The 26,072-nt window shown below is 46.8% G+C and carries 18 protein-coding genes and 2 pseudogenes; 16 read left to right on the forward strand and 4 right to left on the reverse strand.

What is annotated here, in order from left to right; translation table 11 throughout:
• Positions 1-12: 12 nt before the first annotated feature.
• From allB to D479_RS07985, 3 genes are read right to left on the reverse strand one after another with little or no spacing between them, the layout of a single operon-like run.
• Positions 13-1,341: an allantoinase AllB gene (gene allB / locus D479_RS07975; protein WP_008635631.1), complete on the reverse strand. Its 1,329-nt coding sequence runs from the start codon at positions 1,339-1,341 to the stop codon at positions 13-15.
• A gap of 19 nt (positions 1,342-1,360) precedes the next feature.
• Positions 1,361-2,620, reverse strand: a complete 1,260-nt coding sequence (locus tag D479_RS07980) for an alanine--glyoxylate aminotransferase family protein (RefSeq protein ID WP_039871115.1) — start codon at positions 2,618-2,620, stop codon at positions 1,361-1,363.
• A gap of 15 nt (positions 2,621-2,635) precedes the next feature.
• Positions 2,636-3,886: a M20 family metallo-hydrolase gene (locus D479_RS07985; RefSeq protein ID WP_008635635.1), complete on the reverse strand. Its 1,251-nt coding sequence runs from the start codon at positions 3,884-3,886 to the stop codon at positions 2,636-2,638.
• A 194-nt stretch (positions 3,887-4,080) separates the two neighbouring features.
• Between D479_RS07985 and D479_RS07990 the strand changes: the two genes are divergently transcribed.
• The 8 genes and pseudogenes from D479_RS07990 (at position 4,081) to D479_RS08030 (ending at position 12,581) form a co-directional block, all read left to right on the forward strand.
• Complete coding sequence (locus D479_RS07990; protein ID WP_008635637.1) at positions 4,081-5,718, forward strand: PucR family transcriptional regulator; 1,638 nt, start codon at positions 4,081-4,083, stop codon at positions 5,716-5,718.
• A gap of 93 nt (positions 5,719-5,811) precedes the next feature.
• Positions 5,812-7,302: pseudogene (gene pucL / locus D479_RS08000) on the forward strand (factor-independent urate hydroxylase).
• 12 nt (positions 7,303-7,314) lie between these two features.
• Complete coding sequence (uraH, locus tag D479_RS08005) at positions 7,315-7,662, forward strand: hydroxyisourate hydrolase (RefSeq protein WP_008635643.1); 348 nt, start codon at positions 7,315-7,317, stop codon at positions 7,660-7,662.
• Positions 7,663-7,730: 68 nt separating this feature from the next.
• Complete coding sequence (locus D479_RS08010) at positions 7,731-9,344, forward strand: gamma-glutamyltransferase family protein (protein WP_008635644.1); 1,614 nt, start codon at positions 7,731-7,733, stop codon at positions 9,342-9,344.
• A gap of 18 nt (positions 9,345-9,362) precedes the next feature.
• On the forward strand, positions 9,363-9,923 hold the full coding sequence (locus D479_RS08015; RefSeq protein ID WP_008635646.1) for a chromate transporter: 561 nt from the start codon (positions 9,363-9,365) through the stop codon (positions 9,921-9,923).
• A complete protein-coding gene (locus D479_RS08020; protein WP_008635649.1) occupies positions 9,920-10,450 on the forward strand; it encodes a chromate transporter in 531 nt (176 codons plus the stop codon). Before D479_RS08015 ends, D479_RS08020 begins: the two co-directional genes overlap by 4 nt.
• A 181-nt stretch (positions 10,451-10,631) precedes the next feature.
• Positions 10,632-11,474 (forward strand): ABC transporter ATP-binding protein, encoded by an 843-nt coding sequence (locus tag D479_RS08025; protein WP_008635652.1) that lies wholly within the window; start codon positions 10,632-10,634, stop codon positions 11,472-11,474.
• A 222-nt stretch (positions 11,475-11,696) separates the two neighbouring features.
• Positions 11,697-12,581 carry a COX15/CtaA family protein gene (locus tag D479_RS08030; protein WP_008635655.1) on the forward strand — a complete coding sequence of 295 codons (885 nt, stop codon included), beginning with the start codon at positions 11,697-11,699 and terminating at the stop codon, positions 12,579-12,581.
• Positions 12,582-12,622: 41 nt separating this feature from the next.
• Here D479_RS08030 and D479_RS08035 read toward each other — a convergent pair whose 3' ends face one another.
• Complete coding sequence (locus D479_RS08035) at positions 12,623-15,823, reverse strand: DEAD/DEAH box helicase (protein WP_008635656.1); 3,201 nt, start codon at positions 15,821-15,823, stop codon at positions 12,623-12,625.
• Between the two features lie 286 nt (positions 15,824-16,109).
• Between D479_RS08035 and D479_RS08040 the strand changes: the two genes are divergently transcribed.
• From D479_RS08040 to D479_RS08075, 8 genes and pseudogenes are all read left to right on the forward strand, one after another.
• Entirely contained in the window at positions 16,110-17,699 is a 1,590-nt protein-coding gene (locus D479_RS08040; RefSeq protein WP_008635659.1) for a peptide chain release factor 3, read from the forward strand.
• A 244-nt stretch (positions 17,700-17,943) separates the two neighbouring features.
• The gene (gene uvrB, locus D479_RS08045; RefSeq protein ID WP_008635661.1) at positions 17,944-19,923 is read left to right on the forward strand and encodes an excinuclease ABC subunit UvrB; all 1,980 of its coding nucleotides are present in this window, start codon (positions 17,944-17,946) and stop codon (positions 19,921-19,923) included.
• 7 nt (positions 19,924-19,930) lie between these two features.
• A complete protein-coding gene (uvrA, locus tag D479_RS08050; RefSeq protein WP_008635667.1) occupies positions 19,931-22,807 on the forward strand; it encodes an excinuclease ABC subunit UvrA in 2,877 nt (958 codons plus the stop codon).
• Positions 22,808-22,873: 66 nt separating this feature from the next.
• Positions 22,874-23,245, forward strand: coding sequence for a YojF family protein (locus tag D479_RS08055; RefSeq protein WP_008635669.1), 372 nt, complete (start codon positions 22,874-22,876; stop codon positions 23,243-23,245).
• The gene (bshB2, locus tag D479_RS08060; RefSeq protein ID WP_008635670.1) at positions 23,238-23,882 is read left to right on the forward strand and encodes a bacillithiol biosynthesis deacetylase BshB2; all 645 of its coding nucleotides are present in this window, start codon (positions 23,238-23,240) and stop codon (positions 23,880-23,882) included. Before D479_RS08055 ends, bshB2 begins: the two co-directional genes overlap by 8 nt.
• Positions 23,883-23,978: 96 nt before the next feature.
• Positions 23,979-25,010 carry a DUF4097 family beta strand repeat-containing protein gene (locus tag D479_RS08065; RefSeq protein WP_008635671.1) on the forward strand — a complete coding sequence of 344 codons (1,032 nt, stop codon included), beginning with the start codon at positions 23,979-23,981 and terminating at the stop codon, positions 25,008-25,010.
• A gap of 31 nt (positions 25,011-25,041) precedes the next feature.
• Positions 25,042-25,395, forward strand: a complete 354-nt coding sequence (locus tag D479_RS08070; protein WP_008635672.1) for a phage holin family protein — start codon at positions 25,042-25,044, stop codon at positions 25,393-25,395.
• 137 nt (positions 25,396-25,532) lie between these two features.
• Positions 25,533-26,072: pseudogene (locus D479_RS08075) on the forward strand (HPr kinase/phosphorylase); the annotation flags it as partial.

A 26,072-nucleotide genomic window follows, 5' to 3' on the forward strand; every position in this document is an offset into this window, starting at 1 on the left:
GCCCTGGTTTTTTTAATGAGTGCGTTGCTTTTCGTAGTCTTGCTTGAAAACCATCCTCCCTCGTGACAGAGATGCTTCGATCGTGCTCGGGAAAGTGTGTCCCATATATATGCTGTGCTTATGCTTAGCCCGGAAGTTGTCCTCTGTCACGGTGAAGGGTCTTCTGGTGTTCACTAAGGCGAAATCTGCATCGTTACCAATTCGGATATGTCCTTTGTTTTCCAATTGAAACCGCCTTGCAGCATTGCCGGCAGTCAACGAAGCAATTTTTTCAAAAGGAATATTATAAGTGACGGCAAGCTCGACCATAGATAGTAGGGTGAATTGTCCACCACTGATACCGCCCCATGACTCAAACAAGTTGTCCGATGATTTCATATCGGGGGGGCATGGAGAGTGATCGGAAGTAATGAAATCGAATCGCTCTTCCATCACCAGTTCAATCAATTCTTTTTGCTCCTCTTCGGAGCGTAGTGGAGGAGCGCATTTAGCGATGGCTCCTTTTTGTTTTAATGCAATATGGTTGAATAATAAATAGTGGGCACATGTTTCGGCTGTAATGTCCATGCCCTTTGCTTTCGCTGCTTCAATTCTTTCTAAGGATCTCTTGCTGCTTATATGGACGAAATGGAGAGGGCATTTCGCTATCTCCGCATAATAAATAGCTCTTTCCACTGCTTCCAGTTCTGCTTCGACAGGTCTGGAAGCGAGGTATTCCTCCGGTGTACCATTACCTCTTTTTGAAAATTCCTTTGTTAGAAATGCAGTCATTGGTCCACTTTCAGCATGCAAAGCCAGGACTTTTCCTGTTTTTGCGATTTCTTTCATTCCTTGAATCAAGGTATGGTCATCGACTGCTTCAAATTCATCGTTTCCTGTCTCAGAAAGAAAGGCTTTAAAGCCGATCACCCCCTCCTCCGCCATGGACGCGAGGTGGTGTTCATTTCCGGGAACCAAACCACCCCATAATCTGAAATCTATGAGTGATTTTTGAGCTGCTACTCTTTGCTTTTCGATGAGGGCTCCGCGTGTGGTGGTGGACGGTATGCCGTTCAAAGGCATATCGAAGAACATCGTTGCGCCCCCGGCGGCCATCATGCGTGAGCCGGTAGCGAACCCTTCCCATTCTTCCCGTCCCGGTTCATTGAAATGGACATGGGTGTCAATCATCCCCGGGAACAGGTGCAGCCCGGAGGCATCATACACATCGGCGGCCGGTTGGGAAAGCGTATCTTCGATAGAGACGACCTTCCCGTTTTTAATACCGATATCCTTCTGTAGGATACCGCTTTCTAAAACGACGGACGCCTGTTTTATTATTAAGTCCAACGTTCCATTCATATCAGCTGTCCCCTTTCTGTCAGTGCTGCGCTGACTTTCTGAATGTCTGTACGCCGTAGCTGTCCAAAGCAGCCTGCAGTGCTTTTCCAGGCTGGATATCTGTGCCGTGTCGGATGAGAACAGCTTCCAACGCGCTCAATGTGTGAAGGATGTTTTCCTTCCGGCAGCTGTAACCCATCGTCCCTATTCTCCATATTTTTCCTTGGAGAGGACCGAATGAACTTGCGATCTCGATTCCGAATTCATCAAGCAGCATCCTTCGTACCGATTCCCCATCAATCTCAGAAGGTATCGTCACACACGTTACGGTCGGAAGTTTGCAGGCTGGATTGCCGAAGATTTGCAGCCCCATTGCTTCTAATCCTTTGATGAGGGCGGACTCATGGTGCTTGTGGCGTTCAAACCTATATTCCAGCCCTTCTTCCAGAACGATGCGCAAGCCTTCTCTCAGAGCATACAGCATGGTCGTAGCTTCTGTGTGGTGATTCAGCCTTCTAGGCCCCCAATACTCCTGCAGCATACTTAAATCCAGGTAGTTGCTCTTAATAAATGGTTTGGATCTGAGTCCTTCTTTTTCGCGGTCCCCTTCTGTCGAGATGCCGCGTTCGACTTTCTTCCTCGCTCGGATTAGTTCCTCAATTCGTTCGTTATAAGTGAGCGGTGCCATTCCGGAAGGTACGGAAAGGCATTTTTGTGTTCCGCCGACAATTCCGTCGATCTCCCATTCGTCTACTTTAATTTCCACTCCACCTATGGAGGCAACAGCATCGACAATAAAAAGGGCGCCCGCCTGTCGACATGCGTGTCCTATCTTCGTCATAGGCTGCATCCGGCCGGTCGATGTCTCTCCGTGGACAAGGGCAACGATTTTAGGAGAAATTCGTTCTATTTCTTTGATTACCTGCTCCTCCTCGAACACTTCTCCCCAGGGGCATTCCATCGTGTGTACCTCTGCTCCGTACCGCTCGCAGATTTCCGTCAAAAGATAGCCGAACCGTCCGAAAATAGGGACGAGAACGTTGTCGCCCGGCTCGATGATGCTGCACAGCATCGCTTCTATTCCGGATCTCGATGTACCGTCGACGGGAAATGCCCATTTGTTCTTTGTCTGAAACGTTTGCCGGAGCATTTCCATTACTTCGTTCATAATGGCGGTAAAGGCGGGGTCAAATTGTCCGACGATCGGTGTGCTCATGGCTCGAAGCACTCGAGGGTCCACCTCCACAGGTCCTGGTGTCATAATGGTTCGTATTGGAGTGTTTAAGTCACGGTAGGTCATATTCTTTCTCCCTTCTTATACATAAGCAGATTGATAAAGCATACTTGTGAGCAGCTCAATTCCCTTTTCCAGTTCCTCGGGGGGTGTATATTCTTCCGGGCAGTGGCTTCGTCCATTTCGACTCGGGACGAATAGGAGAGAGGTTGGACAGAAAGGAGCGAAAACCTGTGCGTCATGTCCGGCTCCACTGATGATCGTTCTCGCGTTAATGTTCATCCTGTCAGCCGTATGGCAGGCTAATTGAAACAGAGACGGATCCAGTTCTGCCGGCGTTACCTCAAGCCAGGGCTTCATATCGACAGACATGAGATAGGCGGCTTCGCAGTGAAGACAGTAACGGTGGATTTCCTCACAATATTCCTGGAGAATGTCTTTATCCTGGTGGCGGACGTCAAGGGTGAAAAGGGCTTCCCCTGCAATGACGTTGGGAACGTTCGGTACCGGCCGGATCTGCCCGACTGTGGCGACGAGGTCCGGGTGTGTGGATGCAGCCGTTTTCGTAATGAAATGAATGATATCCGCTGAAACGGCGAGGGCATCTTTTCGAAAAGGCATTGGTGTCGTACCTGCGTGATTACTTTCTCCATTAACTTTTATGGTGAAGCGTTTCTGTCCGACGATATGGCGGACGATACCCAGCGCTGATCCGGTTTTTTCAAGGACGATTCCCTGTTCAATATGACACTCAAAGAAACGATGGATATCCTTCCGAACGGGGGAAGTGTACCGGGCAGGATCGAAGCCGCATGCTTTCATCGCTTCATATAAGGAAATACCGTTATGATCCTGGATGTTGGATCCATCCTCCAAACCATATCGTCCTGTAATGTGTCCGGAACCCCAGAAGGTAATGGGAAACCTGCTGCCCTCTTCTTCGCAGAGAGAAACGATTTCAATCGAGCGCTTCGGTCTTCCGAATTCATTCATTAGTCGCTGAACGGCAATCAGACCCGCAATGATTCCGTAGGCGCCATCATATTTGCCTCCGTTCCTTACGGTATCGATATGAGAACCGGTCAGGACGCAGTCCGCTTCCGGCTCACTTCCTTCCAATCTCCCAAAAAGATTGCCGACACTGTCAAAGCGGGAAGTGAGTCCGATAGATTCCATGCGTTCCTTCAAAGCGTTCTGGGCACTCAGCCAAGCCTCCGTATAGAGGAGACGTTCGACACCTCCATCTTTTGTTTTACCGTAGGATGCCAGCCATTCGATCAGTTCCTCGTTTGCAGGAATATTGATTTGATCTCTTCCCGTATTGGTATTCATTCCTATCCATCCTTTGTCTGGTAATGGAGACAGGAAAGGTCCTGTAACCATAATAGTAGTTGTAAGTGTATCAATAGACAGGAAGAACATCATTAGCAATTATGTAGGATTTTGCTCATTTATTTGTGCAACATCAATAAATTATCAGAAATTTGTGATAAAATGTACGCAATAATAGTTAGGGGGATACTCGTTTGAAAGTAAAAAATGTTTTAGATGTTCCGGCGTTGAGCGGCAGCAGAGTGATTGCCGGTGTCACGGGGATCGACCGGGAAGTGCTCCATGTCAATATGATGGATGCACCTGACATCGCGCGCTTTTTGAAACAGGATGAAATGCTTGTCACGACTGCCTATCATGTTCGGAAAAATCCTGCGGAGCTCGTAGACCTCGTTCGACATATGGATAGTCAGGGATGTGCTGCACTCGGAATTAAAACGAAACGTTTTTTACAGGAGATCCCTGGTGAGGTATTGGGGGAAGGAGATAGTCTCGGGTTTCCAATCATTGAAATTCCTGCAGATAATTCTCTTGGGGATATTGTCAATGAAATTTTGAGCAGTATTCTCGACCGGCGTACCAATGAGCTGAAGGAAGCATTGGAGACGCATAAACGCTTTACCGATCATGTGATGAGAGGCAAGGGGATGGAGGGATTGATGAGGAACATTGCAGAAACGATCGACCATCCAGTTGTTCTGCTTGATCCTTATGCGAAGCCGATCGCTTATTCAAATGTCAGTACACGATTGAAAAAAGGGATTGGAGAGCTGTATTTCAAAGATTTTTCTGCTTATTTTCCGGATACTCCGTTCTTCAGTTTTTCCATCGTGTCTGATCGGGAGTGTTACTCTGTGTTTGTCGTTCATACACACGAGAAAAGAGCAGGGTACCTCCTTGTCATGGGGGAACTTCATCCGACCGATCATGGAAAGATGCTTACCATTGAACAGGCTGTCAACGTCATATCTTTTGAACTCGTAAAGGAAAATGCACTGAAGCAGTACTCCAAACGGGTAAAGAATGATTTCTTTTTCCATTTCACAGAGGGTTTATACCATTCCGATGATGAAGTCGTAAGCCGAGCGAAAGAATTCTCGCTGCAGAGGGAAGCGAATTACATATGTGCAGCAGGAAAAGTAGATGGGAGTCTTGCTGAAGGGAGCTATACTCAGAATCAGAGAGCGATCGATGCCATCTATGAATATATGGAAGATGAAGTAATCCGGCTTTCTTCATCCACTCATTTATTCACGAAGGGGGATCTGTGTGTCCTCATCTTTGAAGTGAAGGACACGGTAGAAAATATTAATGCCTATGCCCGGTCCTCCCTGGGGTTGGTTCAAAAGAAAATAGAACAGCGTTTTCAACGTTCTTTGTCTTTTGGAGTCAGCAATATTGCGAGGGGGCTTCTGCAGGTGAAGAATGCCTTCAAGGAAGCTGAGAGAGCTATGAAGACGGGAACGTTAGCCGGGAAGCACGGGTTTATTCAACTCTATCAAACGAAAGATATCGAAGAATTGCTGCGCATTATTCCTCGGGAAGATTTACAGGAGTTCTGCGCTCATTCCCTGAAGCCTTTACTCTCCAGGGGGATGGATAAAGAAGAGACGCTGCTTCAGACTTTGTTTGTTTTTCTTGAAACACATTGTCAAATCTCTGAAACGGCAAAACGGCTGTACGTTCACAGAAATACAGTGGTGTATCGTCTTGAGAAATGTGAAGAGCTGCTGGGGGAACGTGTATCGGATTCAGAGGTCACCATCCGTCTTCGACTTGCACTACGAATCAGACACTTACTAGAGGCGCCTGAATTTAGTTACTATGATTAAAATTGTGTGTGAAACTTGTGGATGCTGCATAATGACTTTTGTCAGAATATTAAGTAAAATTCAGGTAAATAAAGCATGGTGGAGGAGGAAGCGATGGTCCGATTACAAGAATTGAATGATTGGAATGACGAGCAATTTATCCAGGAGCTCGGTGGAGTGTTCGAAAGCTCCCCGTGGGTGGCGAAAAAAGCAGTCAAGTTCCGGCCTTTCACCTCCCTGAAAGACCTTCATGAGAAAATGGTCGGAATCGTGGCTGATTCTCCTCAAACGGAACAGCTGGAGCTTATCCGTTCTCACCCCGACTTGGGTGCAAACATTAAAATGAGCAGTCAATCTGTTTCTGAACAAGAAGAGGCGGGACTGAGAGATTTAACAGAAGAAGAATTCAGGAGTTTCCATCATCTGAATGAAATCTATCAGCAGCGTTTTCAGTTTCCTTTCATTTTTGCGGTGAAGGGAAAACGTAAAACTGAGATTCACGCCGCATTGCGAACGCGGGTTGCTAATGACAGACGAGCGGAATTTCAGAAGGCGCTGGAAGAAGTCTATGCGATCGCTTCCTTTCGTCTTATAGACAAAATAGAAGAATAGAGGAGAGATTCAATGGATAATGACCGCTTAATGTATTATGGGAAAAAAGATGTCTTTGCTTACCGCACCTATATGAAACCGCTCGAAGGAGTAAAGGAAATCCCGGAATCGGACTTCAGTGGCCGTGACAATGTCGTGTACGGCCTCAATGCAAGCGTATCTGTCGGAGGGAAGGAATTTTTATCCTCTTTTACCGAAGGGGATAATTCAAAAGTTGTCGCGACGGATTCTATGAAAAACTTCATTCTAAGGCACCTTGCCACCTACGAAGGAGCAACGACGGAGGGATTCCTTGCTTACGCAGCCAAGGCTTTCCTGGATCGGTATCCCCACTTTGAGCGGGTGGAAATGTCAGGGGAAGAAATCCCTTTTGAGCAGACCTCAGCACGATCCCTTTCTGACGGCAGGAGTAAGAGCGATGTCGTTTTCAAGCATTCCCGGAATGAGCGGGTATCCGCTTCGACGGAATTTATCCGTACAGCAGACGGTGGAACGGTCATAAACAAACAACGCAGCTCTCTGACCGACCTTCAATTGATCAAAGTAAAGGGAAATTCATTTACGGGGTACATTCGTGATGAGTATACGACGCTTCCGGAAGACAGCAACCGACCGTTATTCATTTACCTGAATATTCACTGGGGTTATGAAAATGTTGCAGATGCCTATGGTTGGAAACCTCCATTATACGTTGCCGCCGAACAAATCAGGGATATTGCTTCCAGTGTGTTTCACGAACTCCAGACACCATCGATCCAAAACCTCATCTACAGGATCGGCTGTCGTATTCTCGAACGTTTCCCGCAGCTGAAGGACGTGACCTTTGAATCCCAGAACCGGACGTGGGAGGCCGTAGTAGAGGAAATCGAGGGGTCCGAGGGGAAAGTCTATACGGAGCCCCGTCCGCCTTATGGTTTTCAGGTATTCCACGTAACAAAAGCTGATCTTGGTTCCGAAGAAACTACCGTATCCGAAGCACGGATGCATACGTAAGGAGTTTAACTGATGGCATCACTGACTACGCATGTACTTAATCTTGCTGATGGGAAACCCGCATCCCGAGTGAAAATTGACTGTCTGGAAATTCGAGACGGGGAATACTTTCATTTAAAAACGGATTATACGAATGAAGACGGGCGTCTGGATGCTCCAATTGTGGAAGAGGGCTCGTTGCATGACGGAACGTATGAACTTGTTTTTCATATAGGGGACTATTTTAAAGAGAGGGGCGTAGACGGACAGCCGTTCCTGCAAACGATCCCGGTTCGATTCGGAGTGGAAGCAGGGGAAGATCATTACCATGTACCGCTCCTCGTCTCACCGTTTGGTTATCAGGTTTACAGAGGAAGCTGATCAGGAAATGGCGGAATTCCGTCATTTCCTTTCTGTCTGTTCATAGAAAAAAAGAAAGGGTGGAAAGAATGGCGAAAATCAATCACTTGCATTACCCATATCAATCCCGTCGTGTGAGCACAACGGCCAGGAAAGGGATGGTGGCAACATCTCAACCGCTTGCGGCTCAAATCGGGTTGGATATATTGAAGAAAGGGGGTAACGCTGTCGATGCAGCGATCGCATCTGCTGCTGCCTTGACAGTTGTCGAACCGACATCGAACGGTATCGGCGGTGATGCCTTCGCGTTAGTCTGGATAAATGGAAAACTGCACGGGCTGAACGGGAGCGGTCCCGCCCCTTCAGGCATATCGATTAATAAAATGAAAGCTCTTGGGTATGAAGAGATGCCGCAATATGGCTGGATGCCTGTGACGGTACCTGGTGCTCCCGGGGCGTGGGTGGAACTTTCGAAAAAGTTCGGAAAGCTTCCATTTCGGGAACTTCTTGAGCCGGCAATTGCATATGCAAAAGAAGGGTTTGCAGTCTCTCCCATCGTGAGCAAGCTGTGGAACAGGGCGTATGAACGGTATAAGCATGAGTTGACGAGGGAAGAATTCTCTTCTTGGTTTGATACCTTTGCACCGGGAGGAAAGGTTCCGAAAGCCGGCGATACATGGCAGTCGACAGACCACGCTGCGACACTTGCCGCCATAGCTGAAACGGAGGGGGCTGATTTTTATACCGGCGAACTTGCTGACCGTATAGCGGCATTCTCTGAACAGTGCGGTGGTTTCCTTACGAAAGAGGACCTCTCCGGTTACAAGCCGGAATGGGTGGACCCCGTGTCTGTCCCGTACCGGGGGTATGAGGTATGGGAGATGCCTCCGAACGGACAGGGAATCGTCGCTTTGATGGCCCTTCGTTTGTTGGACGGATTCTCATTTGAAGAGAGAGACAGCGGCAGCACGTTCCATAAGCAGATTGAGGCAATGAAGCTTGCCTTTGCAGACGGTGGTCACTATATTGCTGAGAACCATTCAATGAGAGTTGATGTTGATGAACTCCTGAGTGAAGCATATGCAGATAGTAGAAGAGGAGAAATCGGTGCTAAGGCCGCTTTGCCGGCACCTGGAAATCCATCGACGGGTGGAACGGTTTATTTAGCAGCAGCAGATGAAGAAGGAAACATGGTTTCTTTCATACAGAGCAACTATAACGGATTTGGATCCGGACTTGTCGTTCCAGGAACAGGAATTGCGCTTCAAAATCGCGGTCGTAATTTCTCTTTTGACCCCGATCACCCCAACTGCCTGGAGGGTGGAAAGCGAAGTTACCACACGATCATTCCCGGTTTCCTGACATGTAAGGGGCAGGCAGTGGGGCCGTTCGGTGTCATGGGAGAGTTCATGCAGCCGCAGGGGCATGTCCAGGTCATTATGAATATGATCGATTTCCACCTGAACCCCCAAGCCTCTCTTGATGCACCCCGCTGGCAATGGAAAACCGGCAGGAATGTGCTGGTAGAGAGTGACTTTCCATTAGAGGCATTGGAGGCATTGCGCGCACGGGGCCATGAGATAGAAGTGATGGAAGACAGAACATCGTTCGGACGTGGGCAGATCATCTGGAGAGATTCGGAGACCGGCACGTTATACGGAGGAACAGAATCCCGGACCGACGGTTCTGTCGCGGCCTGGTAAAGGGAAGGGGGAAGGGAAATGAGAATACAGCTTCAAATCTTCCTCGCATTCTTCCGAGTAGGTATCCTCGGCTATGGCGGGGGGCCGTCTTCTATACCGCTCGTACATAAAGAGGTCGTTGAAAAGTATAAATGGATGAATGATGATGAATTTGGTGATCTTCTCGCTCTTGCGAATACGCTGCCTGGACCGATTGCGACTAAAATGGCCGGCTATATCGGTTTTCGGGTAAAAGGAACGCTGGGGATGACCAATGCCATTCTAGCTACCATTCTCCCCACCATTGTTTTGATGATTGTGCTGTTGACTTCGCTTTCTTCTTTTAAAGACAAAGCATGGGTGCAGGGGATGACCCAGGCGGTCATACCGGTTGTCGGTGTGATGCTTGCCGTTCTGACTTGGCAGTTTCTACAGAAAGCAGCAAATGGACTTGGTTATCTAATGACAGGTTTGCTTGCATGTGGCACGCTCCTCCTTTTGCGGCCGCTGGGCGTACACCCGGGAATTATCATTGCCATTCTGTTAGTAGCGGCACTGACCGGTAAAGGGAAGCAAAAATCGAAGGAGGGTGCATCATGATCTATTGGAAGATATTTGTCGCCTTTTTCATACCGGGGATTCTAGGATACGGCGGTGGACCATCTTCCATCCCTTTGGTGGAGAATGAAGTAGTGGATCGTTATGGTTGGTATGAGGTTAGGGAGTTCAGTGAAATATTGGCTATGGGGAATGCATTGCCCGGACCGATTGCGACAAAAATGGCAGGTTACATCGGATATGAACAGGGCGGGGTTCTCGGTGCCGTCATCGGAATTGCAGCCACAGTAGGGCCGTCCATGATTCTAATGATCGCACTGCTTGGAATTTTGTATAAATACAAAGAATCACCACGCGTAAAGCGGATGACTATGCTGGTGAGACCGACGATCGCTGTATTGCTCGGAATAATTACGTATGATTTTTTTGTGAATTCTTATGAAGGGGCGGGGCTTTTCCAAACTATTTTTCTGATAGCAGCGAGCTTTCTGCTTTTGGAACGGTGGAAAGTCCACCCTGCGTTGGTCATTGCAGGTGCACTTGGTTACGGCGCGCTTTTTCTCGGATAAGAAGAGTTCTTTCACAGAGGCATCCTGCATATTATTTTCAAGTGTGTAATGAAAATGATTCTCAAATTCATTGACAGCAATCGATAGAGCCCATAAACTAGAAAGTAGAGAAAACTCGGAATTCCATGATTGAATATAGATGACGGCGTTGGAATGTGTGATAACAAAGGAGAGATCGACTATGGATACCTTGTTTGCAAATAACTTGACATTAGGATATGGCGACTCAATCATTATCGATTCTTTGGATGTGAAAATCCCTAAAGGAAAAGTGACGGTACTCATCGGTGGGAACGGGTGCGGGAAGTCCACTCTGCTCCGGTCAATGGCGCGGTTACTGAAACCGAAATCAGGCGAAGTCATCCTTGATAGTAAGGATATCGCAAAAATGCGGACAAAAGAGGTTGCCAAGAAGATGGCGATTCTTCCGCAAAGTCCAACGACTCCGGAAGGTTTGACTGTGTATCAGCTTGTTAAACAGGGCCGCTATCCATACCAGGGCTTCGGAAAGCGTTGGTCGAAAGACGATGAACATGCAGTGATGACGGCATTAGAAGATACGAATTTAACGGAATTGAAGGATCGTACCGTCGATTCTCTTTCCGGTGGACAACGGCAGCGTGCGTGGATTGCCATGACATTGGCTCAAGACACCGATACGCTTCTGCTTGATGAACCGACTACCTATCTGGATATGACTCACCAGATTGAGATTTTAGATCTGCTGTTCGACTTGAATCAGGATAAAGGCCGGACGGTCGTCATGGTGCTCCATGATATCAACCTTGCCTGTCGTTATGCCGACCATATCATCGCTGTCAAAGATAAAACGGTGTATTCTCAAGGGAAGCCGGAAGAAGTCGTTTCCTGTGAAATGATGCAGCACGTATTTGAGATGACGTGTGATGTCAGAGAAGATCCGTTGTTCGGCACACCGATGTGTATCCCGCACGGAAAGGGCCGCTGTCTTATCAAACAAGCCCAGGCGGAAGCGCGCAAACAACAAGCAGCAGTTACGGTCTGATGGAAACCGGGGAGGAATGGACCTTCCCGGTTTTTTTTGTTTTATGATCGTCCATTCTTTTAATGGTCAACCTCGAAGAAGTAGGTGAATTTAGGTTGTTCACAAAAAGTTCATGAGAAACGTATAGGATTTCCTTTCTCTATTAATTCTAATTCGTGATATGATTTATTTTGGAACTTCATGTTTTTATAATTAACATCTAAATAGAGAAAGGGTAAGACGATGAAGAAATTTTCAATTTTAACTACCATCGTCACGTTTCTCGCACTAATTCTCGGGAACCTTGTCGTCGCAACCGATTCCGGGGATGCGTGCGGAAGTACGTGGCCTGTATGTAATGGACAAATTATTCCTGATATTACGGATTATCATGTCATCATCGAGTATTCCCACCGTTTAATGGTTCCACTTCTTGTTGTATTGACTGGAATCAATGCAATCGGTGCTATCATCAAATACCGTAAGCATAAGCCTGTATTCGTATTGGCTATCCTGAGTATCATTCTGCTGCTTTTCCAATCCATGGTTGGTGGTTTGAACGTGCTCTTGGGAACACCTCCCGGCTTCACGACATTTGATGTAACGTTCAGCCAAATGCTGTTGGTCATTCTTGTACTGCTCAGCTACAGTTTGAACAACAAACCAGTCGAGTTGGATCGAGATCGCTGGTCGTCTGTATCTCAAAGCTACCGTGCTTTCCTGATCGGCTATAGTGTATACGTTCTTCAAGTCATTTTGGGTGCTTTCTTTAAACATAGTCGTGCCAGCAATGTTCTCTTGGATATACCTGCAATGGAGTACTTAATTAAGAGTGAATCCATTGCCAACATGATTTATTCGCTCCATTGGGTCGCTACGTTCGTCATTATCGTAGCTGCCATTTGGTTTGTCATTTATGCTTCCAGGTTCCGCTATCATATCTTGTTGTCCTGGTTGTACCTGTTATCAATCGTTATGAACGCTGCTGTAGGGTTTGTAATCGTCATTACGGGCAATGTCGTATTGGCATCGTCCCTCCACATGTTGATATCAACGGTTACGATGGCTATCGGAGCAAGCATCCTTGGCGGGTACTGGTTTAAAATGCGTAAAAAAGCCGCAGTATAAACAAAAGCAGCTGTCTCTTGTGAGACAGCTGCTTTTTTATTTCATGCAAAGAGTTGTTTGATTTCCTCTTCACTTAAAGAGGTAAGCATCGATTCACCAGGCTGGATAATTTGATCAACAAGATCCCTTTTCTTCTGCTGCAGTTGATAGATCCTCTCTTCAATCGTACCTTCTGCTATCATTCGAATGACCTGAACGACTTTTTCCTGGCCGATTCGGTGTGCACGACCGGCGGCTTGTTCCTCGATTGCCGGGTTCCACCACAGGTCATACAAAATGACCGTGTCGGCTCCGGTCAAATTCAGACCGGTCCCTCCGGCTTTTAAGGAGATGAAGAAAGCATCTTTCTCTCCGGCGTTGAACCGATCGACCATTTCCATACGTTTTTCTGTTTTTGTCCGACCGTCCAAATAAAAGGCATCCAGACCGGATTTCTGAAGTTCTTCGTGCATGAGGGAAAGCATACTGGAAAACTGAGAGAAAATAAGGAGACGGTTGCCGTTTTCTTTCCGCTCTAAAGCAAGTTCCTTCAGCTGCTCCAATTTACCTGATTTCCCTTCATAGTTCTCCAGGAATAATGCCGGGTGGCAGCAAATTTGGCGGAGGCGTGTTAATCCAGCCAGGATCTCAAGTTTCCCTCGCTGTATTCCTTTTGTCGCAATGGTCTCCTGGATATCGTTTTGGATTCGTTCCAGGTAGGCGAGGTAAACCTCTTTCTGCTCCCTGGTCAGCTCTGAGTACTGGACAGAATCGATCTTATCCGGTAGTTCATCAAGAACCTCCGTCTTCATCCGTCGTAATATAAACGGCCGCGTCATCATGGAGATCTTCTCTGGTTTTAATTGCGTGAATTTCTTTTTGCTCGGGAAGAACCCCGGCATAATTGCACGGAATAAAGACCACAACTCTTGAAGAGAATTTTCAATTGGTGTTCCACTTAAGGCGAAGCGGTGTCTGCTTTTTACGGATCGTACCGCGACGGCAGTTTTGGTCGCTTCGTTCTTGATCGCCTGTGATTCATCAAGAACCATGGTGTGGAATGACTGGTCGCTGTAGGAGGCAACATCCTGTCTCAATAATGGATACGAGGTAATCCAAACATCTTTAGAAGCAGCTGCTTCCAGAGCTTCCTGACGTGAAGACGGGTCCCCGGTCAACACCTGGAGAGAAAGGGAAGGTGCAAATTTCTCTAATTCCTTCTTCCAGTTAAAGACGAGAGAAGCCGGAGCAACAATCAGCGCCGGTTCATTCATCAGCCCTTCTTCTTTTTCATGAAGCAGGTAAGTGATCGTCTGCAGCGTTTTTCCAAGTCCCATATCATCCGCAAGGACACCGCCGAGACCATAGTGGCTGAGCATCTTCATCCAACGAAAACCGGTGAGCTGATAGGAGCGCAGCTCTGCATTCAGTCCAGATGGAGGTGCGATATCAAACGACTGTGGTGATTTAAGCTGGTTCACAAGTTCATGGAACAGCCGGTTTCGTTCCGCATCCGTCGGTTGAAGGGCATCTTCCACCTGAAGGCTCCGCGCCGTGGAAACGTGGAGTTGATTGTCATCTAAATCCTGTGCGGTAAGATCCAGTTCGTTCATAAGTTTCTGGAAGCGTTCAAAGGAGTCCGAGGTCAAAGACATTAGAGCTCCATCCGAGAGTCGATAATACTTTTTCTTTTCAATTACGGCCTTGAGCGCTTCGTGTATGTCATCAGAGCTGATTCCCTCAATGGTAAAGCGGATATCAAGCCAGTTCCCTTCGTTTTCAAGCTCGACGGAACTTTGGAGTTCGTGTGCTTCTTCGCTGATTAAAGAGCGTACGGAGGAAGATAAGTAGACATCACTCCACTCTTTAAGCTTCGGAAGATAATAGCGCAGAAAAACATCTAAAGGGTATTCATCTTCAATATAGACCATTTCTCCATCAAATTTAAATTCGGCAGACTCAATGATCTGCATGATATGCTCTTCCGTTTGACTGTCTCTTTGTATAATTGCCTGAGAGACGTTATTCTGTTGAAAAGGATCGATGGTAATGTCACCATAATGGAACTTTACATCAATGGTTAATGTCCATTGGGAGAAGTCCAAATAAACTTCTGCCCGCAATGGCTCCTGAATAATTCTTTCCTTAGCGGAAGAGTCCAGATTAACGTCAGCTATCCGCTCTAACTCTGGCAGGACGTAGGAAACAATTCCTTCCATATCGTGATAGCTTACTGTGTGACTTCCGCTCGAGTTGTATGGGAGCGTGGTATATAAGGTCCTCAAAATATCTTCTTTCTCCGGGTCAATTGGATAGAAGGAAGACTGACGGTACAGCATATGGTAATCTGCCAGGTAATCATATTCCTTCAACTTGTTCATATGCATATGAAAGTGACCGCGTTCTTCCGTTACGTAAAAGGACAAATCCGGAAAATCTTGTTCGAAGCGGACAGCCCCCATCGGATCGCCACGGTCAATCATCGCAGCATTTTGTTCCTGCAGCAATGGAAGGAGATCCTTGGTCATGGCAGGTGGAATGCGTAAAACTTTCTTATCGTTCATACTCCAATGCTGCTCATAAAACTGCTCCTGTTCATATGCCCGCTGAAGAATATGGAAAATTCGCTTATCCAGCTCTGTAAACAGGTGTTCGGATGGGTCAAAGGTGAACTTTTTCGTAATCCTGTAAGGCTGCTGCTTCCGAATGTGGTCAAGAAGCTCCCGAATATTCTTGATGACGTAGGGATAGCCTTCGCCGATTTTTATCTCCATTCCAAGACTCTTCGCGCCAAGCATGGATTGAAGGTGCAGAAAATAGTTGACTTGCAGCGGCCGCTTGCTTTCTGTTTCCGACTGGTTTTCCTGACGCTGCCGGAAAGCCTCAAACAAACTTACAGCGAACATACGGTCTTGACTGGCCGGAGGGAATTGGACGTTCTTCCCTTTCTCCGCCAGACGCGGAGCGAGCTCCTCCAATGTTTTCTCACGTATGGCGATTAAAACGGCGGCGATATGTTTACACGTATAGTGCTCTGCATATGCCGGGCATTCGCACGTCGCCTCGACATCTTCATCGTCAAAAAAGAAAACGCGGACTTCATAATCATGGGTCCCCGCTACGACCGCCCGCCAGGAACGGATGGCGCTATTATGTGACAGTCCATACACTTTGCCTGATTCGAAGTAGCGTTTACCCCGCTCATAGTAAGTGGGACCGGTAATCTTTTGTATATCTTTCGGTTGTAGTAAATAACTTTGCATATATGGCATCCTTACTGAACGTTATTTGCTTCTATTATAACAGGTTTGCAGAGGGGGAGAGAAGTGGAAGGAATCATGGCCCATCACGTCAAGCATTGATTTTAGCGGGCGGTTATGCTAACTTTCAAAGTATAATCAAAAGTGTTGAAGCGCTCTGAAATCGAGGCGCGCTTTTTTTATGGAAAAGGAATGCTGTACGGATCATGTGTCCACGACACGGTCGTTGTAACGTATATCCTGCCTTAAATCAAAACATATAAAAATTTATAACATGGAGGATATCACGATGAATCCTATTCAAGAAGAAATGAAAAAGCGTCGTACGTTTGCTATTATCTCCCACCCGGACGCCGGAAAAACGACGATGACGGAAAAAATGCTGCTGTTTGGTAATCTGATTCGTTCAGCAGGAACGGTAAAAGGAAAGAAATCCGGTAAATTCGCTACATCCGACTGGATGGAAATCGAGAAGCAGCGGGGAATCTCAGTAACATCGAGTGTTATGAACTTCCCATATAAAGGCTACCAGGTCAATATACTGGATACGCCTGGCCACGAAGACTTCAGTGAAGACACGTATCGCACGCTGACAGCTGTCGACAGTGTTGTCATGGTTATTGACGGGACGAAAGGAATCGAGGCACAGACGCTCAAGTTGTTCAAAGTCTGTAAAATGCGCGGCATCCCAATTTTTACGTTCATTAACAAGATGGACCGGGAAGGACGCGAGCCGTTCGATTTAATGCAGGAAATTGAAGAAACTTTAAATATTGAAACATACCCGATGACCTGGCCTGCCGGTATGGGGAAACGATTCCTCGGGGTTTTTGACAGAGAACAGGAACAGTTCGTTCATTTCACAGGAAATGAGGAAGAAGATTATATTCCTTATAACCAGCTCGATCAGTATCCGGAATTAACAGAAAATGCAACATTCCAGGAAGCTCAGGAAGAGATGGAACTTGTGGCAGAAGCCGGGGAAGCATTTGATATGGAGAAGGTGCTGCGCGGTGATCAAACGCCGGTATTCTTCGGTAGTGCACTCGCGCCATTCGGAGTCGAAACATTCTTTAATTCATTTATTGAAATGGCACCCGAACCTGCACCACGTAAGTCAACGGAAGGTGTCGTTTCACCAGAAGACGAGGAGTTTTCAGGTTTTATTTTCAAAATCCAGGCTAACATGAATCCGCAGCACCGCGATCGGATCGCTTTTGTTCGAGTTTGTTCCGGTAAATTTGAACGGGGAATGAACGTCACGCTCTCGCGAACCGGAAAAACCTTTAAACTTGCCCAGTCACAACAGTTCGTAGCCTCTTCCCGTGGAACCGTTGAGGAAGGATATGCAGGAGATATTATCGGAATCTATGATCCAAACGTCTATCGGATCGGCGATACGATTGTTACAGGTAAATCCAAGTTTGAATATGATGAACTTCCTCAATTCCCGCCGGAGATCTTCAAGAAGGTTACAGCTAAAAACGTTATGAAATCGAAGCAGTTCCGCAAGGGTTTGGAACAGCTGGTTCAGGAAGGAGCAATTCAGCTGTTTAAACGCTACAGCTTCGAAGATTTTATCATCGGTGCTGTCGGAGAACTTCAATACGAAGTATTCGAATATCGGATGAAGAATGAGTATAATGTGGATATTGAGTTGATACCGCTTGGAGAGCGTATTCCACGCTGGCTTAAAGAGGATCAGGTGGACGTTTCGCTGTTCGATGAACGGAACATGCTTGCTGAAGATCGGGAAGGGAATCCGGTTGTTCTGTTCAAAAACGATTTTTCCCTGCGTTGGTTCATTGATAAGAATCCGGATATTGAGTTGATCGATTTGTTTGAAGTAAATGAATATAATCAAACCTTTGATGCGTAAGCCCTGAATTGATATAGAAATAAAGAAAGCACCTGTGGATACAGGTGCTTTCTTTATTTTTCCGAGTCGTAAAGGATATAGGTGAACGTTGGTTGGATGGAAAAGGAGTATGTCGGAGAGAGGGGGTAAATATGGGAAAATAGGGAAAACCAATTGCAAGTGCGAATGTTTGTTCGTTTAAGGTTAGAATGGTAAACTGTTGTGGTAAACTAGGAAGGAATAGTGAGGAACGGAGGTTTTCGTCGTGGAGGGACAATTCGAATTAGTATCTAAATACACCCCGCAGGGAGATCAGCCGCGAGCAATCAAAGCATTGGTCGAAGGGATTAACAATGGGGAAAAACATCAGACGTTACTCGGTGCAACGGGTACCGGTAAGACGTTCACCATGTCAAACGTCATTGAACAGGTCAACAAGCCGACACTGATCATAGCCCATAACAAAACGTTGGCAGGGCAGCTCTACAGTGAATTCAAGGAGTTCTTTCCAAATAACGCTGTGGAATATTTTGTCAGTTACTATGATTATTATCAGCCGGAAGCTTATGTCCCTTCGTCGGATACGTTTATCGAGAAGGACGCGAGCATCAATGATGAGATCGACAAGCTGCGCCACTCCGCTACGTCTGCTTTGTTTGAGCGGAACGATGTCATCATTGTTGCCAGTGTTTCTTGTATTTATGGTTTAGGTTCTCCCGACGAATATCGAAGTCAGGTGCTTTCCATTCGTACGGGAATGGAGAAGGATCGGGATCAGCTGCTCCGGAACCTTGTAGACATTCAATATGCGCGGAACGATATTGACTTTCAGCGTGGTACATTCCGCGTGCGCGGGGATTCGGTGGAAATTATTCCTGCTTCACGGGAAGAACATGCGATGAGGATTGAATTTTTCGGAGACGAAATTGACCGGATCAGAGAAGTGGATGTGTTGACCGGCGAAGTGATCGGCGATCGGGAGCATGTAGCGATTTTCCCGGCCTCCCACTTCGTCACCCGGGAAGAAAAGTTGAAAAAAGCCATTGAAAATATAGAACAGGAAATGAAAGACCGTGTAAAAGAGCTTCGGGACAACGACAAGCTTCTCGAAGCGCAGCGTCTGGAGCAGCGGACAAACTACGATTTGGAAATGATGAGGGAAATGGGTTTCTGTTCAGGAATCGAAAACTATTCCCGTCATTTGACGTTCCGGGAGCCGGGAGCGACGCCTTATACGCTTCTCGACTATTTCCCGGATGATTTCCTGATTATGATTGATGAATCCCATGTGACACTTCCACAGGTGAGAGGGATGTATAACGGGGACAGGGCTAGGAAACAAGTGCTCGTCGATCATGGATTCCGTCTCCCTTCCGCTATGGACAACAGGCCGCTTATGTTTCATGAATTCGAGGAACACATCAACCAGATTGCTTACGTTTCGGCGACGCCTGGTCCATACGAAATCGAACATACACCGAAGATGATCGAGCAGATTATCCGGCCGACCGGACTTCTTGATCCGGAAATTGAAGTGCGTCCGATTCATGGTCAGATCGATGATCTGGTGGGAGAGATCAACAAGCGGAAAGATCGAAATGAGAGGATACTGGTTACAACACTTACGAAGAAAATGTCTGAGGATTTAACGGACTACCTCAAAGAGTTGGGAATGAAGGTTGCTTACCTCCATTCAGAAATCAAGACGCTCGAACGGATTGAAATCATCCGGGATCTTCGTGTCGGTAAATACGATGTGTTGATCGGAATCAACTTGTTGAGAGAGGGTCTGGACATTCCGGAAGTATCTCTCGTTACTATTCTCGATGCAGATAAAGAAGGTTTCCTCCGTTCCGACCGTTCCCTGATTCAGACGATCGGACGTGCAGCACGAAATGAAAACGGAAGAGTTATCATGTATGCCGACAAAGTGACGGCTTCCATGCAGTTTGCTATAGATGAAACATACCGTCGTCGGGAGAAGCAGATTGCCTATAACGAAGAGCACGGTGTAACTCCGACAACGATCAAGAAAGAAGTGCGTGACGTTATTAAGGCTACTGCCGTCGCAGAAGAAGAGGAACAGTACGATACGGGTAAGAAGCCGTCGGAAATGACGAAGCGCGAACGTCAGGAGCTTATCGACAATATGGAAACGGAAATGAAGCAGGCAGCTCGGGAACTCGATTTCGAGCGTGCGGCTGAACTGCGTGATGTTTTGTTGGAACTAAAAGCGGAGGGATGATTTGAGTATGGCTAGTAAACATATAAGTATCAAGGGAGCCAGAGCCCACAATTTGAAGAATGTCGATATCGACATTCCAAAGAATAAGCTGGTGGTCATGACTGGTTTATCCGGTTCAGGGAAGTCTTCGTTGGCATTCGATACCATTTATGCCGAGGGACAGCGCCGATATGTGGAGTCCTTGAGTGCTTATGCCCGTCAGTTCCTTGGGCAGATGGATAAACCGGACGTCGATGCAATTGAAGGGTTATCCCCGGCAATTTCCATCGACCAGAAAACGACAAGTCGGAACCCTCGTTCTACTGTAGGGACCGTGACCGAAATTTACGATTATTTACGTCTGCTCTTCGCCAGGATTGGACGTCCGACCTGTCCGAAACACGGAATAGAAATCAGTTCTCAAACCGTCCAGCAGATGGTGGATCGTGTGATGGAGTATCCGGAAAGAACGAAGCTTCAGATTCTCGCACCTGTCGTCTCCGGGCGAAAAGGGGAACACGTGAAGGTGTTTGAACAGCTCCAAAAAGAAGGATATATCCGTCTTCGTGTCGACGGAGAAATGCGCGAAATTTCCGAGGAAATAAAACTGGATAAGAACAAGAAACATTCAATAGAAGTCGTCATTGACCGAATTGTTGTTAAAGATGGTGTGGAAGGCCGCCTTTCTGATTCCATCGAAACGGCTCTTAATCTAGGAAATGGACATACGATTGTGGATGTAATCGGCGAGGAGGAGCTGATGTTCAGTGAACACCATGCATGCCCGATATGCGGATTTTCCATCAGCGAGCTGGAGCCGCGTATGTTTTCCTTTAACAGCCCGTTTGGAGCATGCAGCCGCTGCGACGGTTTAGGTACTCAGCTTGAAGTAGATATCGATCTTGTGATTCCAGACAGGAGCCGGTCCTTGAACGAACATGCAATCGCCGCCTGGGAACCTCAAAGCTCACAATACTATCCGCAGCTGCTTAAGAGTGTTTCAGATCACTACGGTATTGATATGGATCAGCCTTTCGAAGAATTACCGGAGGAGCATAAAGAACGGATCCTTTACGGTAGTGGAGAGGAGAAGGTTTATTTCCGCTATGAGAACGATTTTGGAAAAGTAAGGGAAAATGAAATCTTCTTTGAAGGCGTTATTCCAAACATTTCCCGGCGCTATAGAGAAACCAGTTCCGACTATATTCGTGAGCAGATGGAAAAGTACATGGCACAGAAACCGTGTCCGAAGTGTAAAGGAAACAGATTGAATGAAGAAGCTCTCGCCGTTCTCATCAACGGCAAACACATCGGGGTGACAACAGACTTCTCTGTTACGGAAGCGAAGAATTTCTTCGATTCATTAGAACTGACAGAGAAGGAGGAAACGATCGCGCGCATGATCCTGAAGGAGATTGTAGAGCGATTGAGCTTTCTTGCGAATGTCGGCCTTGATTATTTAACACTTTCCCGGTCTGCCGGTACCCTTTCCGGGGGTGAAGCGCAGCGGATCAGGCTTGCGACCCAGATCGGTTCTGCACTTACGGGAGTATTATATGTACTGGACGAGCCTTCCATCGGTCTCCACCAGCGTGATAACGACAGACTGATTGAAACGCTCAAGCGGATGCGCGATTTGGATAATACGCTGATCGTGGTAGAACATGATGAAGATACGATGTTGGCTGCCGACTATTTAATCGACATTGGACCTGGTGCAGGAGCACATGGCGGAAATATTGTTTCCCAGGGGACGCCGAAGCAGGTAATGAAGAGTCGGAAGTCTTTAACCGGGCAGTACTTGTCCGGTAAAAAATTCATTCCGCTTCCAGCAGAGCGCCGGAAACCGGATGGCCGCTTTTTGAAAATCAAAGGAGCGGAAGAGAACAACCTTAAGAAAGTGAACGCCGATGTGCCGCTTGGACTCCTGACCGCTGTCACCGGGGTATCAGGTTCAGGGAAGAGTACATTGATCAATGAAATCCTCTACAAAACACTTTCGATGCGGCTTCATAACGGAAAACAAAAACCAGGGAAGCATAAAACTGTAGAAGGTATCGATCAGCTCGACAAAGTGATTGATATCGATCAGTCGCCTATCGGCCGGACACCTCGCTCCAACCCGGCTACGTACACAGGTGTATTCGATGATATCCGGGATGTTTTTGCACAGACGAACGAAGCTAAAATCCGCGGATACAAAAAAGGACGATTCAGCTTCAACGTCAAAGGTGGAAGGTGTGAAGCGTGTCGCGGGGATGGAATTATTAAAATCGAAATGCACTTTCTGCCGGATGTTTACGTTCCGTGCGAGGTATGTGACGGGAAACGCTATAACCGGGAAACGCTCGAAGTGAAATATAAAGGGAAGAGCATTGCAGATGTACTGGGGATGACGATTGAAGAAGCGCTGGATTTCTTTGCCAACATCCCGAAAATCAAACGGAAGCTGCAGACGGTGGCGGATGTCGGGCTTGATTACATTAAGCTTGGGCAGCCTGCGACGACCCTTTCCGGTGGGGAAGCCCAGCGTGTGAAACTTGCCAGCGAGCTTCATCGCCGTTCAAACGGAAAGTCCTTCTATATTCTGGACGAACCGACGACAGGATTACACGTGGACGACATATCCCGACTCCTTCAAGTGCTGCAGCGACTTGTGGAAAACGGAGATTCCGTTCTGATTATTGAACATAATCTGGATGTCATTAAAGCGGCAGATCACATCATTGATCTTGGACCGGAAGGCGGACAGAATGGCGGACAGATCATCGCTACCGGTACACCGGAAGAAGTGGCAGAACACAGGGAGTCCTATACGGGACGGTATTTAAAACCGGTTCTGGAAAGAGACCGCAAGCGAATGGAACAGCGTATGAGTGAGCGGGAAGAAGTCGCCTCCAAGTAGATGTTTTGACGCCTGCCGGAGAATTCAGTATCGTTAAACAAGAATCGTTTGACGGGAGGAATACTAGTGAAAGCAATACAGCAAGAAGCAGTTCAGAACAAAATAGATCAATTTGCCAACAAAGATGTCTACGTTCACTTGGAAACGACGAATGGGGCTTATGCCAGCCACTTTGATCAAAACGCCTATAATGTAGGGGCATTTATTCGCAATGCAAAAGTGAAATATAAGCATGGAAAAATTGTCAGCACAGGCGGAGGTTTCCGCGTCGGATTGAAGCTGGATCTTGGATGGGTGTACGCAGAAGGAGTGTCGGATTTCGAAATTGATGAACATGACCGTCTCCTTTTGGCTGGACACGACCGGGAAGGTCGCCTTATGGTAGCTCTGGAAATCAGTGAGACTCCTTTTTCTCATGAGGTCGATCCGGATGAGTAAAGAGAAAGTGCTCGTCATCTTCCCTCATCCGGATGATGAATCCTTTGGGGCTTCGGGAACCATATCGAAGTTCAGGGAAGAAGGCGCAGAAGTCACTTATCTATGTGGTACATTAGGAGAGATGGGGCGTAATATGGGTAAGCCCGTATTTGCAAACAGAGAGACGCTCTCCTCGTTCCGTAAGGAGGAGCTCCAAAAAGCGGTTGAGGAGCTGGATATCGGCCTGGAATTTCTCGGTTACCGTGACAAGACGCTGGAGTTTGAACCATTGGATCAAATGGCTCTCTATCTGAAAGAGAGAATCGAGGCGTACGGAGCTTCCATCATTATCACACACTATCCTGGCTATGCTGTACACCCGGATCACGACGCTCTCGGTGCCGGCGTGGTGGAGGCTGTGCGTTTAATGGATGATTCGAAGCGGCCGGAGCTGTGGCTGCATGCCATTTCCAACGATCATCAGGAAGATTTGGGAGAACCGGAAATCGTATTGGATATCCGCCCTCATTGGGATAAGAAAATGGCAGCCATACGCGCTCACCTGTCTCAGGTGGATGGTATGATGAGTTTAATGGAACAGAACCCGGAACAATTAGAACGTATGAAAACAGAGCGTTTCTACCGCTGTAGTATTTAGGCAGATTACACCTTGAGAAGACACGATGTCTTTTCAAGGTGTTTTTTGAATCACTGGCTGTTGGCAAATCGTACGAAGAAGTAAGGAGTGAGGAAAATGACAGAAGAGCGAATGAAGATCCTCAAAATGATTGAAGAGGGGAAAATAACGGCTGATGAAGGAGCGAAGCTGCTTGAAGCTGTAGAAAGAAAGCCGGAGGAAGACAAAGAGAAACCCGCCTCCAAAAGGTATGGGTTACGAAACTTTTTCGATGATGCGGTTGAGAAAGTGAAAAAATCAGATTTTGACATGGTTTTCGGGGAATATCAATCTTTTTCCGAGGAGGCAGTGCTGGAGGCAGGGGAAATGAATGATATCGATGTATGGATTGCAAATGGTTCCCTTGTACTTCGATCGTGGGATCAGGATTATGTCAAAGCCGTATTTGATGGGAGGGTGTATGGGGCGGAGAGTGAACAGCAGGCGAAGGACAGGTTCCAAGAGGACGTGAACCTGACTTTGAAAGCAGGTTTGCTCCGACTTTCCAGCCCGGTCAAAAAAACAAAGGTGAAGGTGGAGCTTTATGTTCCTCCTGTCCACCTTTCCTTTATTAAAGCGAAGCTGTCCAACGGTGATCTGGAAATAGAGGAGCTGAAAGCAGATCAGCTGCAGTTGAAAACATCAAATGGTCCTGTGAAATTAAAGGAGTTGATTGGTCGCAGCTGCAAGGTTGAAACAGGTAATGGAAGTATTACGGCAGCATCCGTTAATTTTGAGGAGTGGGAAGCAGATACCATCAATGGGACCGTCTCCCTTGTTGGTGATCTTGGCAAGAGTGATATTTCAACCGTAAGCGGACAAATTAAAGTGGATCATTTGAGCAATAAAGCTCATACGGGCTTCTATAAGACAACTGCTGGAAGCATTCGTGTTTCCATACCCAATGAAAGAAAAATAGTAGGATTATTGAAAAGCAATATAGGGAACGTATATTGCGAGTTGGAAAACTACAAGATTCTAAAAGACAAGAAAGATGTAATGAACAAACGTCTGGAATTCGAAGCTTACGAACAATATGACCAGACATATCATATAGAGGCTGAGACAATGACCGGGCCTGTGACCGTCACCCCGCCGTCCATCCTCTGATCTTGTCTAAAAAAATAGGTAGGTGGATAGTGTGAAGAATTGGTTCCTGCATATCTTGGTGAATGCCATAGCGATCATAGCTGTCGGTGCCCTGTTTGATTCTGTACAAATTGAAGGGGTGGGCGGGGCATTACTCGCTGCGCTGATCTTATCGATCCTGAACGCAATTGTACGTCCAATATTGGTTATCTTGACGCTGCCGATTACGCTCGTATCTCTTGGACTCTTCCTGTTCGTCATTAACGCCATTACACTTTGGCTTACAGATGCGCTGCTTGGCAGTACCTTTGATATTGATGGATTCGGAATGGCAATCATTTCTGCCATCATCATTTCCATTATCAACCTGGTATTGAACAGTCTGATCAAAGATATGAAAAAATAATGTTCTATGGAAGCACGGGCGAAACAGCCTGTGCTTTTTTTATGGATTACTCTGTAGTCAGGACTAAATATTCAAGAATTAAAAAAACATGCTACAATAGGGGACAGTGGTTCACGAATAAGGAGGTTGTTAGAGAGATGAGCAAGGTCCGAACAGAAGATTTATTAGAGCAGTTTAAATTAGAATTGATAGCCGGAGAAGACGGCATTCATCGTGAAATACATATGAGTGATATTTCCAGACCTGGTGTGGAAATGACCGGGTATTTCAAGTTCTATCCAAAAGATCGTCTCCAACTATTGGGCAAGACGGAACTATCCTACTTCAATGAGTTGACACATGAACAGAGAAAAGAGCGTGCCGAAAAACTGTGTACGGATTTGACGCCGGGTATTGTCATTACCAGAGGAATGGATGTACCTGAAGAACTTCGTGAGGCAGCGATTGATGCCGGCGTTCCATTAATGAGGTCGCCGTACAAGACGACACGTGTGATCAGCCGTTTGACAAATTTTCTTGAATCTAAATTCGCACCATTCACCGCAATTCATGGTGTACTCGTAGATATATATGGTATAGGCGTTCTGATTACCGGTCAAAGCGGCGTCGGTAAAAGTGAAACAGCGCTCGAACTTGTCAAGAGAGGGCACAGGCTCGTTGCGGACGATAGTGTAGAG

Source organism: Halobacillus sp. BAB-2008, from assembly GCF_000328325.1.
Classification (GTDB): domain Bacteria; phylum Bacillota; class Bacilli; order Bacillales; family Halobacillaceae; genus Halobacillus.

Bases quoted from the DNA above. Each gene is read 5' to 3' on its own strand.
- allB (WP_008635631.1), bottom strand. From the start codon at position 1,341: ATGAATGGAACGTTGGACTTAATAATAAAACAGGCGTCCGTCGTTTTA.
- D479_RS07980 (WP_039871115.1), bottom strand. From the start codon at position 2,620: ATGACCTACCGTGACTTAAACACTCCAATACGAACCATTATGACACCA.
- D479_RS07985 (WP_008635635.1), bottom strand. From the start codon at position 3,886: ATGAATACCAATACGGGAAGAGATCAAATCAATATTCCTGCAAACGAG.
- uraH (WP_008635643.1), top strand. From the start codon at position 7,315: ATGGCATCACTGACTACGCATGTACTTAATCTTGCTGATGGGAAACCC.
- D479_RS08010 (WP_008635644.1), top strand. From the start codon at position 7,731: ATGGCGAAAATCAATCACTTGCATTACCCATATCAATCCCGTCGTGTG.
- D479_RS08015 (WP_008635646.1), top strand. From the start codon at position 9,363: ATGAGAATACAGCTTCAAATCTTCCTCGCATTCTTCCGAGTAGGTATC.
- D479_RS08020 (WP_008635649.1), top strand. From the start codon at position 9,920: ATGATCTATTGGAAGATATTTGTCGCCTTTTTCATACCGGGGATTCTA.
- D479_RS08025 (WP_008635652.1), top strand. From the start codon at position 10,632: ATGGATACCTTGTTTGCAAATAACTTGACATTAGGATATGGCGACTCA.
- D479_RS08030 (WP_008635655.1), top strand. From the start codon at position 11,697: ATGAAGAAATTTTCAATTTTAACTACCATCGTCACGTTTCTCGCACTA.
- D479_RS08035 (WP_008635656.1), bottom strand. From the start codon at position 15,823: ATGCAAAGTTATTTACTACAACCGAAAGATATACAAAAGATTACCGGT.
- D479_RS08040 (WP_008635659.1), top strand. From the start codon at position 16,110: ATGAATCCTATTCAAGAAGAAATGAAAAAGCGTCGTACGTTTGCTATT.
- uvrA (WP_008635667.1), top strand. From the start codon at position 19,931: ATGGCTAGTAAACATATAAGTATCAAGGGAGCCAGAGCCCACAATTTG.
- bshB2 (WP_008635670.1), top strand. From the start codon at position 23,238: ATGAGTAAAGAGAAAGTGCTCGTCATCTTCCCTCATCCGGATGATGAA.
- D479_RS08065 (WP_008635671.1), top strand. From the start codon at position 23,979: ATGACAGAAGAGCGAATGAAGATCCTCAAAATGATTGAAGAGGGGAAA.